At 54.9% G+C, this 16,899-nt stretch carries 22 protein-coding genes; 10 read left to right on the top strand and 12 right to left on the bottom strand.

Going from position 1 to position 16,899, the window contains the following annotated elements; genetic code table 11:
- Positions 1–142: 142 nt before the first annotated feature.
- Together mscL and CAP31_RS13705 are read left to right on the top strand one after the other, a co-directional pair.
- Positions 143–556 carry a large conductance mechanosensitive channel protein MscL gene (mscL, locus tag CAP31_RS13710; protein WP_087448048.1) on the top strand — a complete coding sequence of 138 codons (414 nt, stop codon included), beginning with the start codon at positions 143–145 and terminating at the stop codon, positions 554–556.
- Between the two features lie 78 nt (positions 557–634).
- Complete coding sequence (locus tag CAP31_RS13705; RefSeq protein ID WP_223247293.1) at positions 635–2,191, top strand: HDOD domain-containing protein; 1,557 nt, start codon at positions 635–637, stop codon at positions 2,189–2,191.
- A 5-nt stretch (positions 2,192–2,196) separates the two neighbouring features.
- On the opposite strand, the gene CAP31_RS13700 is transcribed toward CAP31_RS13705, so the two are convergent.
- The 4 genes from CAP31_RS13700 to CAP31_RS13690 are packed head-to-tail and all read right to left on the bottom strand — an operon-like array spanning position 2,197 to position 4,629.
- Positions 2,197–2,943: an SPOR domain-containing protein gene (locus tag CAP31_RS13700; RefSeq protein WP_157662762.1), complete on the bottom strand. Its 747-nt coding sequence runs from the start codon at positions 2,941–2,943 to the stop codon at positions 2,197–2,199.
- Positions 2,940–3,128 (bottom strand): hypothetical protein, encoded by a 189-nt coding sequence (locus tag CAP31_RS15205; RefSeq protein ID WP_255377117.1) that lies wholly within the window; start codon positions 3,126–3,128, stop codon positions 2,940–2,942. The genes CAP31_RS13700 and CAP31_RS15205 overlap by 4 nt, the downstream gene beginning before the upstream one ends.
- Positions 3,119–3,652 (bottom strand): type III pantothenate kinase, encoded by a 534-nt coding sequence (locus CAP31_RS13695; protein WP_255377116.1) that lies wholly within the window; start codon positions 3,650–3,652, stop codon positions 3,119–3,121. The genes CAP31_RS15205 and CAP31_RS13695 overlap by 10 nt, the downstream gene beginning before the upstream one ends.
- The gene (locus CAP31_RS13690; RefSeq protein ID WP_087448046.1) at positions 3,649–4,629 is read right to left on the bottom strand and encodes a biotin--[acetyl-CoA-carboxylase] ligase; all 981 of its coding nucleotides are present in this window, start codon (positions 4,627–4,629) and stop codon (positions 3,649–3,651) included. Before CAP31_RS13690 ends, CAP31_RS13695 begins: the two co-directional genes overlap by 4 nt.
- 197 nt (positions 4,630–4,826) lie before the next feature.
- Between CAP31_RS13690 and CAP31_RS13685 the strand changes: the two genes are divergently transcribed.
- Both CAP31_RS13685 and CAP31_RS13680 read left to right on the top strand, forming a co-directional pair.
- A complete protein-coding gene (locus CAP31_RS13685) occupies positions 4,827–5,120 on the top strand; it encodes a hypothetical protein (protein WP_157662761.1) in 294 nt (97 codons plus the stop codon).
- Positions 5,121–5,151: 31 nt separating this feature from the next.
- On the top strand, positions 5,152–5,655 hold the full coding sequence (locus tag CAP31_RS13680; protein WP_087448044.1) for a Crp/Fnr family transcriptional regulator: 504 nt from the start codon (positions 5,152–5,154) through the stop codon (positions 5,653–5,655).
- 1 nt (position 5,656) lies between these two features.
- On the opposite strand, the gene CAP31_RS13675 is transcribed toward CAP31_RS13680, so the two are convergent.
- The 4 genes from CAP31_RS13675 to dacB form a co-directional block, all read right to left on the bottom strand.
- Positions 5,657–6,352 (bottom strand): flagellar brake protein, encoded by a 696-nt coding sequence (locus CAP31_RS13675; RefSeq protein ID WP_087448043.1) that lies wholly within the window; start codon positions 6,350–6,352, stop codon positions 5,657–5,659.
- Between the two features lie 104 nt (positions 6,353–6,456).
- Complete coding sequence (ygiD, locus tag CAP31_RS13670) at positions 6,457–7,233, bottom strand: 4,5-DOPA dioxygenase extradiol (RefSeq protein WP_087448042.1); 777 nt, start codon at positions 7,231–7,233, stop codon at positions 6,457–6,459.
- Between the two features lie 66 nt (positions 7,234–7,299).
- Positions 7,300–7,818: an RcnB family protein gene (locus CAP31_RS13665; protein WP_087448041.1), complete on the bottom strand. Its 519-nt coding sequence runs from the start codon at positions 7,816–7,818 to the stop codon at positions 7,300–7,302.
- Positions 7,819–8,026: 208 nt separating this feature from the next.
- Positions 8,027–9,412: a D-alanyl-D-alanine carboxypeptidase/D-alanyl-D-alanine-endopeptidase gene (gene dacB, locus CAP31_RS13660; RefSeq protein ID WP_087448040.1), complete on the bottom strand. Its 1,386-nt coding sequence runs from the start codon at positions 9,410–9,412 to the stop codon at positions 8,027–8,029.
- A 235-nt stretch (positions 9,413–9,647) separates the two neighbouring features.
- Between dacB and coq7 the strand changes: the two genes are divergently transcribed.
- A complete protein-coding gene (coq7, locus tag CAP31_RS13655; RefSeq protein WP_087448039.1) occupies positions 9,648–10,271 on the top strand; it encodes a 2-polyprenyl-3-methyl-6-methoxy-1,4-benzoquinone monooxygenase in 624 nt (207 codons plus the stop codon).
- Positions 10,272–10,307: 36 nt separating this feature from the next.
- Positions 10,308–10,625: a DUF2322 family protein gene (locus CAP31_RS13650; protein WP_087448038.1), complete on the top strand. Its 318-nt coding sequence runs from the start codon at positions 10,308–10,310 to the stop codon at positions 10,623–10,625.
- Positions 10,626–10,673: 48 nt separating this feature from the next.
- Here the strand turns inward: CAP31_RS13650 and CAP31_RS13645 are convergent, their stop codons facing one another.
- A complete protein-coding gene (locus tag CAP31_RS13645; RefSeq protein ID WP_087448037.1) occupies positions 10,674–11,090 on the bottom strand; it encodes an OsmC family protein in 417 nt (138 codons plus the stop codon).
- Between the two features lie 34 nt (positions 11,091–11,124).
- Positions 11,125–11,868, bottom strand: coding sequence for a YdcF family protein (locus CAP31_RS13640; RefSeq protein ID WP_087448036.1), 744 nt, complete (start codon positions 11,866–11,868; stop codon positions 11,125–11,127).
- Positions 11,869–11,993: 125 nt separating this feature from the next.
- On the opposite strand from CAP31_RS13640, the gene rplM reads away from it, so the two are divergent.
- The 4 genes from rplM (at position 11,994) to erpA (ending at position 14,357) form a co-directional block, all read left to right on the top strand.
- Complete coding sequence (rplM, locus tag CAP31_RS13635) at positions 11,994–12,428, top strand: 50S ribosomal protein L13 (RefSeq protein WP_087448403.1); 435 nt, start codon at positions 11,994–11,996, stop codon at positions 12,426–12,428.
- Between the two features lie 3 nt (positions 12,429–12,431).
- On the top strand, positions 12,432–12,824 hold the full coding sequence (gene rpsI / locus CAP31_RS13630; protein ID WP_087448035.1) for a 30S ribosomal protein S9: 393 nt from the start codon (positions 12,432–12,434) through the stop codon (positions 12,822–12,824).
- A 93-nt stretch (positions 12,825–12,917) separates the two neighbouring features.
- Positions 12,918–13,946, top strand: coding sequence for an N-acetyl-gamma-glutamyl-phosphate reductase (argC, locus tag CAP31_RS13625; RefSeq protein WP_087448034.1), 1,029 nt, complete (start codon positions 12,918–12,920; stop codon positions 13,944–13,946).
- A 60-nt stretch (positions 13,947–14,006) separates the two neighbouring features.
- The gene (erpA, locus tag CAP31_RS13620) at positions 14,007–14,357 is read left to right on the top strand and encodes an iron-sulfur cluster insertion protein ErpA (protein WP_087448033.1); all 351 of its coding nucleotides are present in this window, start codon (positions 14,007–14,009) and stop codon (positions 14,355–14,357) included.
- 42 nt (positions 14,358–14,399) lie between these two features.
- On the opposite strand, the gene CAP31_RS13615 is transcribed toward erpA, so the two are convergent.
- Positions 14,400–15,494, bottom strand: coding sequence for an anhydro-N-acetylmuramic acid kinase (locus CAP31_RS13615; protein ID WP_223247292.1), 1,095 nt, complete (start codon positions 15,492–15,494; stop codon positions 14,400–14,402).
- 10 nt (positions 15,495–15,504) lie between these two features.
- Positions 15,505–16,836: a peptidoglycan DD-metalloendopeptidase family protein gene (locus tag CAP31_RS13610; protein ID WP_087448032.1), complete on the bottom strand. Its 1,332-nt coding sequence runs from the start codon at positions 16,834–16,836 to the stop codon at positions 15,505–15,507.
- Positions 16,837–16,899 lie beyond the last annotated feature (63 nt).

Here is a 16,899-nt window from a genome sequence, read left to right as displayed (position 1 = left end):
CTCCGGTCGCCTGTTTTTTTTCGTGTCTGATTTGGGTATTTGCTATGCTGATAAATGGAATTTTATCGATTGCTGCTGTTGTTGGCGGTGACTGGCTGTTATAAGGTATGCTACGTTTTTATGAAAAGAAAGGAGAGGCGGCATGAGCTTTATCAGTGAATTCAAGGAATTTGCCGTTAAGGGCAATGTCATCGATCTGGCGGTGGGTGTGATCATCGGCGGCGCATTCGGCAAGATCGTCGAATCCCTGGTGAAGGATATCGTCATGCCCATGGTGGGGCAGCTGGTTGGCGGGGTGGATTTCAAGCAGCTTTACCTGAATCTGGGCAGCCATACATATGCCACGCTGGAGCAGGCGGAGAAAGCTGGCGCGCCTTTGGTAAAATATGGCATGTTCATTAACACGGTTGTTGACTTTACCATTGTGGCTATGGCGATCTTCGTTGCAGTAAAGGCGATCAATAAATTGAAAAAAGAGGCGCCTCCGGCAGCGCCTGCTGAAACTCCGGAAGAAATCGTGCTGCTGCGTCAGATCCGGGACAGTCTGAAAAAATAGGAACGGCTCGTTATTCGTAGTTGCGCTGTTTCCGGGATTGCATAACGATAGCAAATAAAAAAACAAGGAGGAGCGGTAGTGGTGAAGTTCGGTTTGGCTGATGGGGATGAAGTCGCCGTCAGGCGCAAGCAGTTGCTGCAAAAAATCCAGGAGGATCCTGATTTGCCGGCGCTTGGCAGCGCGGTATCGCAAGTGGTGCAGATCGCCTCCTCCAGTCACGAAGCGGTGCACAGTCTGGCGAATTTCATTCTGTCCGATATGGCGCTGACGCAAAAAGTATTGAGCATGGCGAATACCGTGGGTTATCGCACGGCATCGGGCGCACCGGTCACTACTATATCCAAGGCGATTTTCCTGCTCGGTTTCGATGCGGTGAAAACCATCGCACTGACCATGTTGCTGGTGGAAGGGATGACCGGCAAGTCTGCGCAAAGCATACGCCGGGAGCTGGTGCAATCGCTGGGGGCCAGCCTGGCAGGGCGCGAGCTGGCCCGCCGCAGCACGTTCAAGGAAGCAGAAGAAGCCGCCGTCGTCGGCCTGTTCAAGAATCTGGGGCGCTTGCTGGTAGTGATGCACGATCAGCCTTCCTACGATGAGATCATGGCCTTGAGCGCGACGGGGGATATTTCGCCTGCGCAGGCTGCGATGCAGGTATTGGGATGCAGTCTGGATAGCCTGGCAGAATCGGTGTTGCGCAAATGGCAGATCCCGTTGACGATCATCAAGGCGCTCGCACCGTTACCGGCGGGTGTGGTGAAGGTCGCCACGGCGCGTCACGACTGGCTGCAGCAGGCGGCTGCTTTTAGTGCCGAGGCGGTGATGCTGTTATCTTACACGGGGAAAACGGATGCCGCGTTGATGACACGGAATTTGCTGGCGCGTTATGGCACGGCATTCGATCTCGACAGTGCCGCGCTGAATGAGTTGCTGGCCAGAGTTGCGGAAGAAACGCAGGCGCTTACCAATACCATCTGCCCATTGATGACATCGGTAACTGCACCGGAGACGAAAGAAGTGCCGCCTGCCGTGGAAAATGGCGCACTGGATGCGTTCCTGCTGGTGACGGCGGATTCCCGGGCTCTGCAAAACGATCAGCGTCATCCGAGCGGCAAGCCGGTCAATGCGCGCGATCTGCTGCTGGCAGGGTTGCAGGACGCGACCGAAATGGTGGCTTCCGGACGTTGCAAGGCCAATGACCTGATCATGCTGGTGCTGGAAACGCTGTATCACGGCATGGGATTCCGCTTTGCCGCTGCGTGTATCAAGGACGTCAAGGCGCAGCAATTCCGGGCGCGCATCTCGCTGGGAGAGGAGCATCAGCCCCGGCAGGACGGCTTCGTATTTCCGCTCTCGCCCAGCCATGATTTATTCCATTTGGCCATGCAAAACGATGTGGACGTATTGATATCGGATGCCGCTGCCGCCAATGTACGGGCGCTGCTGCCGGCCTGGCATACCAGATTGCTGCCGGATGCAGGAAGTTTCATCGTGCTGCCGCTGGTAGTGCAGAAACAGGCATTCGGATTGATCTATGCTGATCGGGCTTGCGTCGCGGCAGAGGGCGTACCGCCTGATGAGGCGGCCTTAATCAAGACCTTGAAAGCCCAGATCATGACTGCGCTGTTGCCGCGCTGAGGTATTTAAGGGACTTTGCATGCTGTTTTTCTCAACACCGGGCCGCCGAACTCCGCCTGCAGCAGTTTGATTTTGGTTTGTTCCTCAGGGCTCAAATCCCGCAGAGTAAACAGGCGCGCTGCCTTGCCCCGTGCTTCGATTTGCGCAACGACACCCAGCTTCTTCAGGTTGTCGACACGGGTATTGGCGATGGCTTCCTTGGAATACAGGCCCATGGAAATGGCGTTCTGCCATTTGCCGTCCCGCACCACGGTAATGTCCTTCACGCCTTTGCCCTGCAATTCGGCAACTTTGTTATCAGCATCTTCCTTGGTTTTGAGCGGCGGGTAGTAAACCCAGTAGGGGCCGCCGTGGGTAGCTGCATCTTCGGCACTGAGACGGTCGCCGAGCTTGAGTCTGTTTAATCTGATTTGCGCATCTTCGACGCGGTTGATGGAGATAGGTCCCCATTCCATGCATACGCCGTGTGTAGCCGGTTGGGTGGCGGGAGCGGTCGTTCCCGCGGCGGGTGTCGCCACAGGGCTGGCGGGACGGATGTCGGTGGCTTTGTTATCGGCGGCAGCATTTGCGGCGGTTACCTGTACAGGGGGTACGGTTGCAGCTGCTTTGGCAGGGCTGGCTGTTTCATCGACGATGCGGATTTTTTCCGGATGCAGTTCGGCTGGCGCTGGCGGCGGTTCGGGTTGCCCCCACTGGATCCACGCAAAAGTCAGCAAATTGAGCAATAGTAGCAATAAAACCAGTAGTCTCAAGCGAATACCTCTTGCGCGATGAAGTGTAACCCGGTGAGAACCAGATTGTCCTCCAAACGGGTGGGTAGCGAAAGATGCGGCAGTAACATTTCCGCATCGCCGCCATTGAGCCAGATTTGTACCGGCTGTTGGACGCGTTGTTGCAGCGTTGCTGCCATTTGCTGGATGGCGCCGGTCAGCGCCAACTGGCAGCCGCTGCTGATCGCATCGGCAGTGTTGGCCGGGAAAGCGTGGAATTTGCCGTTATCTGCATCCAGTTGTGCCGTGTGTTGCGCGAGCGCAGTGCGCATGAGCTGATAGCCGGGGCGATGAGACCTCCCAGAAACTCGCCTGCATGCAGCGCATCGACCGTGAGTGCCGTACCCGCCGTGACCACCAGCGCGGTGCGGGCGCCGAGCTGGTGCGCGCCGATCAGCGCGGCCCAGCGGTCACTGCCGAGTTGGGCGGGATGCTTGTAGTGGTTGCTCACGCCGCATTGCCGGGTGGTTGAGCGGATGGTGTGCATGAGGCCGGCAGGGAACGCCTGTGCAATGGCGGCGGCCACTGCCGCACCGGCGACATTGCTGACGATGATGCGGTCGGGCACGGCGAGCGTGGATAGGCGGGCGATTTCATTGTGCGCGAGATGACCGCGCTGCAGCCATTGCCGGCCATCATGCAGACCCCATTTGATGCGGGTATTGCCAGCGTCGATAGCCAATAGCTTCATAATGCGCGGGTCAGATGCACTTCGCCGCTGTTAACGGCGATCTGTTTGTCGTCGGCGGTATGCAGCAGCAGCGCCCCATTGTCGGCCAAGCCTACGGCATGGCCGCTTAATTCGCTGCCATTCGCCATCAGTACGCGTACCGGCCTGTCGGCAAAAGCATGGGCGGCCTGCCATTCATGGCGCAGGTTGGCGAGCCCGTACTGCTCGAATTCCCTCATGACCGTGTTTAAATTGCCGAGCAGCGCTGCCAGCAATTCGTTTCTGCCGATCGGTGCGCCGCCGCGGATTTCGGCCAAATCGGCTACGGCCTGATCGATGCTGTCGCGTGCGGCTGCCGGGAGTTGCAGGTTGATGCCGATGCCGATAATCGCTACCGACGGCCCGGTCACGTCACCCTGTACTTCGATCAGAATTCCGGCGAGTTTGCGGTATTGCCAGAGCACGTCGTTGGGCCATTTCAATTGCACTTCTTCCACGCCGAATTGGCGCAAGGTACGCAACAGGGCGACGCCGACCGCCAGGCTCAGTCCGGCTAACGCTGCCATGCCCTGATTAAAGCGCCAGCGTATCGAACAGGTCAGACTGCCGCCCAGTACGCTCTGCCATACGCGTCCGCGGCGACCGCGTCCGGCGTGCTGGGTTTCTGCCGCCAGACAATGGCGATGAGGTGCATCGGGTGAAGCGCGCAGCAATGCGGCGTTGGTGGAATCGATACTGTTGACGATTTCCAGAACGAAGTTGTCGGCATCCGCACTGAGCACCGATTTTATCCGGGAAGCATCCAGCCAGTCGGGCGCGACAGGCAGGCGATAGCCGCGTCCGCGGATCTTGTGCAAGGTGATACCCAGGGTGCCGGCCGTATTGAGCGCATTGCAGACGCTGGCGCGCGAGACGTCAAATTGTTGTGCCAGGGCTTCTCCTGAGTGGAATTTGCCGTCAGACAGCGCGCGCAATAGAGGCAGTAAGAGAGTATGCACTTGGGATATTTGGGTAAATAAGCGAAATCTTACCTTAAGACCGTTCAAAATACGTAAAATAACCGCAGATATTAGGCGACAAGGCGAATGATGGGATATAAAAGACAGGCACGTATCGTGTTCCTGGGCGGATTGCATCCGGCACCTGCCAATCTGGCAGCGCATTATGCGCGAAAACTGGGGGCGAATGGATGGAGGTGCGCGCTGCAGTTTTGCCAGGGGTGCCGGGCGAAGTCGAGGTGATCGATGAAGAGCTGCTGGTCTGGGCGGATCTGCTGGTGACGCTCGATGCCGCGGCTTTGGCCGCGCGTCCGCCATTACGCAGTGGCTTGCAACATCGGCATTACCCGTTTGAACCGATCCCGCCAGCAAACGATAAAGCGGCCTGGAGCGAACTGGCTGCGCGCGTACGCGAGCGGGTGGAAGGAATGATAGGTGGCATGCGCTTGCTGGAAAAAGCCGCGCAAGCCGCCGCCTCGGATGATTTATAATGGCTCAGGTTTAACGATAGGGAGAACAAGTATGGTTGCAAAACAATTGGCAGAACACGCTGAACTGGCTCAATTCATGAGCCATCAATATTTATGCGAGTCATTGACGGTGGCAGAAGTGAATACGCTGCTGAATTATCTGACTGTATTGCATTTCGATAACGACGACATCGTCTCGGACATCGGCGATGTGGGGGATGAGCTGTATTTTGTGGTGAAGGGCGAAATCGCCCTGATCATTCCTGACGGACAGAATGAATACGAAGTGGTGCGCTCCGGCCCGGGCGAAATGCTGGGGATGATGTCGTTTTTCGACAAGCGCGCGCGTTCGGCACGTCTGGTTGCCAAGGCGACCGATACCCATGTGTTGAAATTATCGCGCGCGATGTACAAGCGCATGAAAGTGGAGCATCCGTATATCGCGATCAATATCGTCGAGCAGGCGGTGTTGAGTCTGGACAAGCTGTTCCGCTCGGTCAGTAGCGATTATGCGCAGTTCTCGCATTACCTGTACGGTGCCGGTTCGAAAATTTGAGCTACTTGTCTTCCAGGATCTTTTGGTAAACCAGGCTTTGCAGTATCAATAATTCCTGGGTCTGCAGATCCAGGAATTGCAATCCGTATTTGATAAGATGGGTGTCGTCGTCAGTGCTGGAGAGGGAGCGAATGACGCATTTGAGCGACGGGTGGACGATGATGTCGTGGATCCTGGCGCGGAAAGCGATGCGCAGCATGTCTCCCTTTTTGCCAAGCGGGCTGGCTGCAGTGACAGCCGCCCCCGTCGTGCTGATGTCGGTAATGGCAATGGCGGTCGCCGTGGCGTTGTCGCCATGAGTGATATTGGTTGCGGCACCGACAAGGTCGAAATTGATTCGCGCTGAGGCCCGGATCGGCACTTTCTGGGTGGATTTCGGATAGCTCAGATGCAGGTAAGGCAGCGGCGAATTGCATACCTTGATAATCTCGCTGGAGAAAGCATAAGCAGCCGTGCCGGAAAAAGCACGCACAGTCAGATTCTGGCCTTCTCGCAATAGCAGGACGGTGTTATTGACGGCGGGGGCGGTGATCATGATGGTTTTGCCGGCGAGATAGCCCAGCAGTTTTACCGAATGACGGATTTCCTGGCTGTCGGTGCTGATTTGCACTTGCAGCATGTCCCCGACGCGCGCCTTGATGTCTTCAAAACCGGCCATTATTTTGCTGGAAACGGAGGCCTTGGTCGTAGCGTTCATGTTATGTCCGTTTGTGGTGAAAACAAATTCCGAGCAGCTAGGATATAGGAGTTTATTCGGTTTTGCCAGGCAATAGTTAGTCGGAATTCACTGTGTTTTCAAGTTCAAGGCTGGCTTATCTCTACCGTTAGCATGGAGATGGAGCCGCCTTCGCTTCCTTCGATCGGAAAGCTCGCCTGTTCGCCGTCTCTTTGTAACGCGATGATATAAAGCAACGGCAAGTAATGTTCCGGTGTGGGGACGGCAAAGCGGGCATCGGCACCGAGTGCCGCATAATCGATCAGTGCCTGATGATCGCCCGCGAGCAGCAGCTGGCGTACGCTGTTTTCAAAGCTTGTAGTGGCTGCACGCGGTTTGGCCGATTCGGATTCCCAATTGTAAGCATGCAGATTGTGGACGATATTGCCGCTGCCGATGATGAGCACGCCTTCGTCACGCAGCGCGGAGAGCCGTTTGCCCAGCGCATAATGGAATGATGGTGGCTGGGTTGCGTCGATGCTGAGCTGTAGGAGCGGGATATCGGCATTTGGGAATACATGGCGCAGTACCGACCATGTGCCATGATCGATGCCCCATTTCTGATCCAGACCGACCTTGACCGGGGTCAGCAAATCGGCAATGTGGCCTGCCAGCGCCGGATTGCCTGGGGCGGGATATTGGACTTGCGATAATGCAGGCGGAAATCCGCCAAAATCATGGATCGTGCGCGGCATCTCCATGGCGGTGACATGTGTGCCGCGAGTGTGCCAATGGGCGGATATCGCGAGAATGGCCGCGGGTTTTGGCAGGCACGCGCCAATCGCTGCCCAGGCTTGGGTAAAGCGATCATTGGCGATAGCATGCATCGGATTGCCGTGACCAAAGAAAAAAACAGGTGGCATGGTTTTAACTTCATGAAGCTGCCGGCAGAAAAACGAACCGTTTTCCCGTCGGCATGGATTGCGTTATCAGCGGTTCAGGTCGTCGATGGCGTCGACAACCATGCCGGTGCCGATCGCAATCAGCAGGATATCGCCTGCTACCCGTATATAGCGATGACCACTGGGCGGCGGCCCGAGATTGACGATCACCGAAGGCGGCAAATCGTAGTAAACCACATCGCGTGGCAGAGGGCGGCCGATTTGCCATTTACGCGCCTGTCCGGGCGGCATGCAGCCGTTGTGCTTTTTGGCAAGGCCGGGAGGGCAGCGTCCGGAACGGTACTGTTCGGCATAATAATCGTGGATGTAGATTCTGCTGCGGTCATCGAAGTAGCGGCCGCGGTGATCGTCGTGGCGGCTGTCCTGATAATATGAGCCTCCATCCCTGCCCTGGCCGTGATCGCGGTTCTGTTTTTTCCCCGATTGCCCGTGTTGTTCGTCCTGACCGCCGCCAGCCCATGAGGGCTTGTCGGCAAATGCTGGCGTACCTGCAACCAGTGTGGTGAATGCCAGGACCAGGAGAGTATCGAATTTTATTCGTTGCATAATTTTATCCTCCAAAGAAATAATCACAACCCGCTGCCGGGAATTTGCCTGCCAGACTCGCCTTTATTGCGGTGCATTTGTTTTGCTGTTTGCGCTATGACCACCGGTGAGGCTGCGTCAAGTGTACGCTGCTCTTGCTAAGAGCGGAATTCTTTATATTGGTTCGCGCATAGCCGAATGTTGTATAGGCAGCTTGCCGTAGCATGAGTCATTTTTTCCGATAAATCCATTCCAGCAGCGCATCTTGGGCCGCATTGCCTGCAGCCGCATGCGGATCGTTGATGAAAAATACCACGATAACTTGATGGCCGGCCTGGGTGGTGACGTAGCCTGCCAGCGTTTTTACACCGTCAAGCGTGCCGGTCTTGATATGTGCGTGCGTAGCGACGAGATCGTCTTTGCCGCGCTTCTTCATGGTGCCGTCCACTGCGACGATGGGCAAGGCAGAGTCAAGTTCTGCAAATACCGGGCTGTGATATGCCGAGCGCAGCAGCTGCGCCATGCTGTCGGGGGCGATGCGTTCTATGCGTGAGAGTCCGGCGCCGTTTTCCAGTACCAGCTCGGGAAAATGCAGGTTTTTCTGCCGGAGCCAGTCAGTAACAGTTTTGGCTGACAGGGCGGTGCTGCTGACATCGCCGGTCTGGTTGAGGCTCAGGAACAGGTTGCGTGCCATGACGTTGTTGCTGAATTTGTTCATGTCATAGATCGCGAGCGCGAGCGGCAGCGAAGTGTAGGTCATGAAATGCCGGGCGTTGTCAGGTGTGAGGCCGGTGCGCCATGTGCCATTGAACTTGCCGCCTTCGTTTTGCCACAGCCTGGCAAATAACCCTGCAGCCAGTTCGCTGGCGTCACCCAGAGTAACGGCAAACGATTTCTCGCCGCAAGCAGCCGGATATGGTCCATTTACGATCAATTGCCGGCTATCGGCTTGCCAGTCGGTATGGATCAGGTCGCGCCATTCGTCGCAAGGCGCGCTGCTGAGCGTGAGGTGATTGATGACGCGGGCGTTCGGCGGCAAGGGTTCGGCCATGAGCTGGATGCTGTTGTCGTGCACTGCGACGCTGACTGCGGTGCTGTTGAAATTGACCATGAGCGCCGCAGGCTGGGCGTTATAGGCGCGGTGGGGCTGGTCGTCAAAAGCGCCGGCCTGGTCAAGCTGGAAATGGCTCTGGTCGATGACCAGGTCACCCTTGATCTGCTGTATGCCGCGCTGGCGTAATTGATGGACGAGCAGCCAGAAGCGTTCCAGATTCAGGCTGGGGTCGCCGTATCCCTTGAGATAGAGGTTGCCGTCGAGGATGCCGTCATGCAGGTTGCCGTCGATGCTGATTTCAGTCGGCCAGGTGTAGGCGGGTCCAAGCAGGCTTAATGCGGCATAGCTGGTCACCAGCTTCATGGTGGAGGCGGGATTGAACGAACGCTGGGCGTTGACGCGGATGCGTGGTTTGGCCTGATTGCTGTCCCAGACGACGATACCGACGTGCTGCAGTGGAATCTGCACCTGTTTCAGTGCGGCGGCGACAGTTGGCGGCAGAGTGGCGGCTTGCGCGAAATTCCATGACAGCAGAATCAGGTAGAAGCAAAGTTTTAGCATGGCGTGACACGTTTCATATTCGTCTGAATCGCGTTATTCTTGCATAAATGGGTGTGATGGAAAAAATTAAATATGCAGCAACGCGGACGCCATTGCGCATTCGAGGCAGCGCTGGCCGGCGGTTATCCGGCAGGACGGGGGATGGGGGCGGATGTCCGAGGCTCTGTAAAATATGAGGCATGAGGCGTAAAATTGCTGCCGGGCAGCTTGGCCGGTTAAGGTTTGAAAGGGTGATATGAACTTGGATGCTTTGATTATTGCATTGGATAATGGGCTGCGTACTGTGTTTACGCCGGCGCATAGCGTGCGGCCGGTGCCGGGCAAGGATTTGCCCGATGCGGATTTGAATGAGACCGAGAAGAAGCATGCGGCGAGTTTGATGCGCATTAATCATGTCGGTGAGGTTTGCGCGCAAGCTCTGTATCAGGGGCAGGCGCTAACCGCGCGCAATCCTGTGGCCAAAGCGGCACTGGCGGAAGCGGCGCAGGAAGAAACCGAGCATCTGGCATGGTGTGAAGCGCGCATATCTGCGCTTGGCGGCCGTAAAAGCTTGCTGAACCCGGTGTGGTATGCGAGCTCGCTGGCGATAGGGATGGTGGCTGGCGCGTTGGGCGACAAATGGAATTTGGGATTTCTGGCGGAAACCGAGCGTCAGGTCGGCTCGCATCTGGCGTCGCATCTGACCGAGTTGCCGGCGGCGGACGCCAAGAGTCGGGCGGTGGTCGAGCAAATGCAGATCGATGAAGCCCGGCACGCCGAAACGGCATTGGCACACGGCGGCGAGGCTTTACCCATGCCGGTTAAAGGGGCAATGCAGCTCATGTCCAAAGTAATGACGAAAACCGCTTATTGGGTATAATGAACGCCTTAAAATTCGGATGAAGGTATAAGCATCATGGCTACTTTTGCAGAAAATCTTGCGACGCTCGAAAATGTGGACGAGTTTGGCTCGATGAAATTGTTTGACGAAATGGGTAATGTAAGCGGTATGATTGAGAACAAGCCGGGCAGCAGCGGTTCATTCCGTGTGTATTACCATGCAGCCTTGAAGTGGGGTGGCATCGGCCAAAAGGCGGCGCAAGAAGCGCTGGAGCTGTTTGCCGAACATGTCGACGACGCACGCCAGAATCCCGGCAAGCATCCGAATATCGATCGCCTGTTCGAAATCATCGATACCAATGTCGTCTATTCGGTGCGTTGCTACCCTGTTTGAATCAGCTGCATGCACGATGATGCAGCCCGCCGCATCGTGCAATGGTCTTTAAACCGCGACGATCTCGAAATCGTGGGTAATGTCAGCGGTTTTCCCTAGCATGATTGACGCCGAGCAATATTTCTCGGCAGATAAATTAATTGCACGCTCCACTTGTTCGGGTTTGAGATTGCGTCCGCTGACAATGAAGTGCAGGTGTATTTTGGTAAATACTTTTGGATCGGTGTCAGCACGCTCGGCTTCGATCTCGGCAACGCAATCGGTGATGTCGGCACGGGCTTTTTTCAGGATATGCACCACATCGTAAGAAGTGCAGCCGCCTGCACCCAGCAGCATCATTTCCATCGGACGCGGTCCAAGATTGCGCCCGCCGCCTTCCACAGCGCCATCCATGACTACGCCGTGACCACTACCTGTTTCGCCTAAAAAGGCGACGCCCTCTATCCATTTGATGCGTGCTTTCATTGCTTGCTCCGTTGGTTAAGTGATATGAGCGATTTTAACCTTTTAAGTGGTACCAGATAAGTCCAATCGCTTCGTGAACCGCAAAATAGCTGTTGGTCAGTCCGCGCGGCTGGGGGATGAAATCCAGCGGGCTGACATGGCGGGCCAGGCTGTAGGCAGTGCCGACAGGGATCACCTTGAATCCGGCATGCTTAAAAGCATAGATGGCGCGGGGTAAATGCCAGGCATGGGTAACCAGATAGACGGTTCTGATATTGGGTGGCAGCAGTGCGCGGCTATTGCGGGCGTTATCCCAGGTGGTGTCCGAATGGGTTTCAGTCCAGCGTGTGGGTACGGCAAAATCCTCAGCCAGCGCATTCCGCATTAAATAGGCCTCAGGTGACCCGCCCGCAGGATTGCCGCCACTCACGGCGACGGGCAAATGGGTGGCGCGATACAGCCGGGCACCATAGCGTACTCGTTCCAGCGTATATCGGCTGACGGTGTCGCCGCCATATTCGGGGGCGTCAAAATAACTGCCGGCACCCAGAATGATGATGGCGTCTGCGGCCGGCGGGTGCGCAAGATTAATCGCCGGATAGTGTTCGAATTGCGCTAGCAGGCGATCGGAAATAATGGGCATGGATAATATGCAGAGCAGAACAAGCGCGAGTGTAATCGCTTGTTTTCCCGCGCGCGGACGGCGCGGAAGCAGGTATAATCCGATACCGCCCAGCAGGATCAGGCTGAGCGGAGGCAGTAATAATGCACTGATAAAAACAGTGATAAACCAAGACATTGGCAGTTTCTTTGAAAAAACAAATATTGTAGCCGATGTTTGACATGGATTATTATTTGAATTAATATGCTCGGCTTTCCTTGTTTAAGAATTTGTAGGGGTTTCGAATGAACACCTTTTCCGCAATGAGCACCTTCTCCGCCAAAGCGCATGAAGTTACACGCGAGTGGTTTGTCGTTGATGCGACAGACAAAGTGCTTGGTCACGTAGCAGCTGAGGTTGCACGCATTTTACGCGGCAAACACAAGCCAGAATTTACGCCTCACGTTGATACCGGCGATTTTATCGTTGTGGTAAACGTTGAGAAACTCAAAGTTACCGGAAATAAGGCGGAAGATAAAAAATACTACCGCCATACCGGTTACCCTGGCGGTATCTATGAAACCAGCTTTGCCAAAATGCAGGCGCGTTTCCCGGGCCGCGTATTAGAGAAAGCAGTTAAAGGCATGTTGCCTAAAGGCCCATTGGGCTATGCAATGATTAAAAAGTTGAAGTGCTACGCAGGTGCTACTCACCCGCACGCGGCACAACAGCCTAAAGCCCTGGAAATCAGAGGATAAGCCATGATCGGAAATTATTACTACGGCACTGGCCGTCGCAAAAACGCTGTTGCTCGTGTTTTCATTAAAGCGGGTAGCGGTAATATTGTTGTGAATGAAAAGCCTGTCGACGAGTACTTTTCTCGTGAAACCGGTCGTATGGTGGTGCGTCAGCCATTGGAATTAACCAGCAATTTATCCGCATTTGACATCATGGTGAATGTGCATGGTGGTGGTGAGTCCGGTCAGGCGGGTGCGATCCGCCACGGCATTACCCGTGCGCTGATTGAGTATGATCTGGAATTGAAATCACCGCTCAAGAAAGCCGGTCTGGTAACACGTGATGCGCGTGTGGTTGAACGCAAGAAAGTCGGTCTGCGTAAAGCTCGCCGCGCCAAACAGTTCTCCAAGCGTTAATATTTGTTTCGCTAAAAAAGCCGCCCAGAACTGGGCGGCTTTTTTGTTGTCCGTGGGTTATGATAGCGTTATCCTGATTGCAGAGAATTGATTATGATTAAAGTCGGAATTGTAGGTGGCACAGGCTATACCGGGGTGGAGTTATTGCGTCTGCTGGCGCGTCATCCGCAAGTGACCCTGGCTGCGATTACTTCACGCAAAGAGGCTGGCATGCCGGTTGCAGACATGTTTCCCAATCTGCGCGGGCATGTGGAGCTGGCCTTTAGCGATCCGAAACATGCCGGCCTGGAAGACTGCGATGTGGTGTTTTTTGCCACGCCTAACGGTATCGCGATGCAACAGGCCCGCGAGCTATTGGCCGCAGGCGTGCGCGTTATCGATTTGGCGGCGGATTTTCGTATTCAGGATATTGCTGTGTGGCAAAAATGGTATGGCATGGAACATGCCTGCCCCGAATTGGTTGCAGAAGCGGTATACGGTTTGCCGGAAGTGAATCGCGAAAAAATCAGAACGGCACGTCTTGTAGCCAATCCCGGATGCTATCCCACGGCAGTGCAATTAGGCTTCTTGCCGTTATTGGAAGCCGGGCTGGTAGACCCCAAGTATTTGATTGCCGATGCCAAATCAGGCGTAAGCGGTGCGGGGCGTAAGGCTGAAGTGCATACGTTATTTCCCGAGGCGTCCGACAATTTCAAGGCGTACGGCGCATCGGGCCACCGCCATTTGCCTGAAATTAGCCAGGGTCTGGCGCGTTTTGCCGGGGAGGAAGTCGGTTTGACATTTGTGCCGCATTTGACGCCATTAATTCGAGGCATTCATGCAACTTTATATGCGCGCATTGTCAAAGATATTGATTTGCAATCGGTATTTGAATCGCGATATGCGGATGAGGCGTTTGTGGATGTGCTGCCAGCCGGTTCGCATCCCGAAACCCGTTCGGTGCGCGGCGCCAATACATGCCGGATTGCATGGCATCGTCCGCAAGGCGGTGATATGGTGGTGATTCTGTCGGTGATTGATAATTTGGTGAAGGGTGCATCGGGTCAGGCTGTGCAAAATATGAATATCATGTTTGGTTTGCCCGAGGCGATGGGGTTGGAACTAATTGGATTGTTACCTTGACGCAAAGCAACTGCGTGTACATAATGAACGACTAAATTTTAGATTTACAAGGAGTGTGCGATGAATGCAATGACTGAAATGCCGTCGGTACTGGTTTTTACCGACAATGCCGCAAATAAGGTAGCGCAACTGATTGAAGAAGAAGGCAATCCTGATTTGAAACTGCGCGTATTTGTTAGCGGCGGCGGATGTTCAGGTTTCCAGTATGGTTTCACTTTCGACGAAGTTGTGAACGAAGATGACACCAGCATGGTTAAGAATGGCGTCACCTTGTTGATCGATCCTATGAGCTATCAGTATCTGGTAGGTGCTGAGATCGATTATCAGGAGGGCTTGGAAGGTGCGCAATTCGTGATCAAGAACCCGAATGCCACTTCAACCTGTGGTTGTGGTTCGTCCTTCTCGGCTTGAGTTTCTGGCTTGAGTAAAAAAGGAGGCCGAGGCCTCCTTTTTTTATGCGGGGTAGATTGCGCCTAGTATGCATGGATGGGTTGCGCCGGTCGCCTCAATTAAATTCCCCGGCAAGCCCTGCAGTGTTTGCCATCCCAGCCACGCAAAGGCGTGTGCCTCCAGCCAGTCGGCATGGATGCCCAGGGCGTCGGTGAGCGCGATGCGCTGCCGCGGTAAATGGCTGCATAATGCATTGAGCAGCGCGCCGTTGTGCGCGCCGCCGCCGCAAATGAATATTTCGGAAGCTTCGGTGCAATAACGTGTGATGGCGTTTGCGATGCTCAATGCGGTGAGCTGCAATAATGTCGCCTGCACATCTTGGGGCAGCTCGTTGCCTTGCAGTTGGCTCATTACCCAGGCAAGGTTGAATTGTTCTCGCCCGGCGCTTTTGGGGGCGGGTAGCATGAAGTAGGGGTGGTTCAGATATTTTGCCAATAACGCAGGGATGACCTTGCCTTGTGCGCTCCAAGCGCCGTCGCGATCGAATGCCTGCCCGGTATGTAACAGACACCAGGCGTCCAGCAATGTATTGCCAGGGCCGCAGTCAAAGCCCAGAATGTCACCGGAAATTGGCAGGTCGGTAAGGTTGGCAATGCCACCGATATTGACGATTACGCGGTGTTGCTGCATATGCCGGAATGCGGCGGCGTGAAAGGCTGGCACCAGTGGTGCTCCCTGCCCCCCTGCTGCAATATCGCGATTGCGAAAATCGGCGATCACCGTCGTGCGAGTATGTTCCGCCAATCGCGCGGCATTGACCAGCTGTATGGTATAGCCTGCCTCCGGGCGATGACGGATAGTCTGACCATGACAGGCAATGGCGATTGGGTGAATATTGGTTCGTGCCATTAGCGTATTGACGGTTTCTGCATAACGATCCGCTAGTTCATTGGCGATTAGTGCCGCACGGTGCAGCTCATTGTTGCCGGTGTCATGCAGATCAAGTATTTGCAGGCGCAGTGCCGCAGGGTATTCGTGGTATTGCTGATCGATCAATATGCCGGTTGGGTGTTCGGCATCAAACGCAACCATCGCTGCGTCGATGCCGTCCAGGCTGGTGCCGGACATGAGTCCGACAATGTGAATTATGGTGGACAAGGCTCGCTGTTTATTCCATTGCTACCAGATTGGTGCCGTCCAGCAAATTGAGTTGTGCGATCAAAGGTTGCGCGGATTGTTCAAACTTGGGCAGCAGCTGCGCCGCAATCGGGAATGCGGTTGGAATTTTTGCAGTCAGCGGATTGGTGGCGACGCCTGCGACACGGAATTCATAGTGCAGATGGGGTCCCGTGGCCCAGCCAGTCATGCCAACATATCCGATGACTTCGCCCTGGCTAACTTTCTCGCCTTTGTGCAGTCCTTTGGCGAAAGCCGACAGGTGCCCATACGCAGTGCTGTAATTACCGTTATGCTTGAGCACGATGAAGTTGCCGTAGCCGGTTTGCTGACCGACGAATTCAACTGTCGCATCTGCAATGGCCATTACTTTGGTGCCGGTGGCAGCGGCGTAGTCGATGCCTTTATGTTGGCGCCATTGCTTCAAAATCGGGTGGTAGCGCATTTCAAAGCCGGAGCTGATGCGCGAGAATGCAAGTGGTGACCGCAGGAAGGCTTTTTTCAGCGGCTTGCCATCGGGTGTGTAATATTCGCCATTGCTGTTGGCGACTTTGGAAAATATTGCGCGATACGTGTGGCCAGCATTAATGAATTCTGCAGCGATGACCCGTCCTGTCATTACGGGTTCGCCGTTGTGGTACAAAACCTCATAAACGACATTAAAACGATCGTCTTGACGTAAATCCTGATGGAAATCGATATCGGTAGAAAAGATTTCGGCTATTTGTGTCGCGATGCTGTCGGGAATGCCTGCGGCATCGGTAGCGCCGAACAGCGAATTGCGAATCTCGCCTGACTTCATGACTGTTTGGGTTTCGAGCTGAGCCGTTTGCTGGGTGGCTTTGAATGTGCCGGCTGCAGCATCAATTTGCAGCATCGTGCCGTCGCTGCTGATGTGTCGTAGCCAGATCAAATTGCCGGTATCGGTCACCTGAGCCTGAATGCGCCTGCCGGGTCTGATTTGAATCAGATTGCGTGTTGCATCAGGCGATTTTAAAAACAATGCGATTTGATCGTCATTGACCCCGAGCCGCTGCAAAATACTGGCGGCTGTATCGCCGCGTTCGATGCGTTCATCGCGCCAGTAGTTGGTCGCCGTCTCCTGCGGCCGGGATTGGGCTAAGGATGTGGGGATGGGGAGGTCTTCGACTATGGTTTTAATCGGGATTTGTGTGGTGTCGGTTTGCGGGGCAATACCAAAAGCAGTTACCATGCCGAACAAAGGCAGGCTGGATAGCGCGATTAACCATCGCAAGCGAATTTTTCGCGCATGCAAGCGTTCGCTATGCGTTAAAATGCCGGTTTTCTGTTTGCTTTTGATCATGCTGCTTCATCCTTACTTGCCCGTTTCCAATGGGCGAGCTTAACAGAATGTTTCGATTAGGAA

The organism is Sulfuriferula sp. AH1, assembly GCF_002162035.1.
Classification (GTDB): domain Bacteria; phylum Pseudomonadota; class Gammaproteobacteria; order Burkholderiales; family Sulfuriferulaceae; genus Sulfuriferula.
This window is presented reverse-complemented; position numbering and strand designations above follow the sequence as displayed.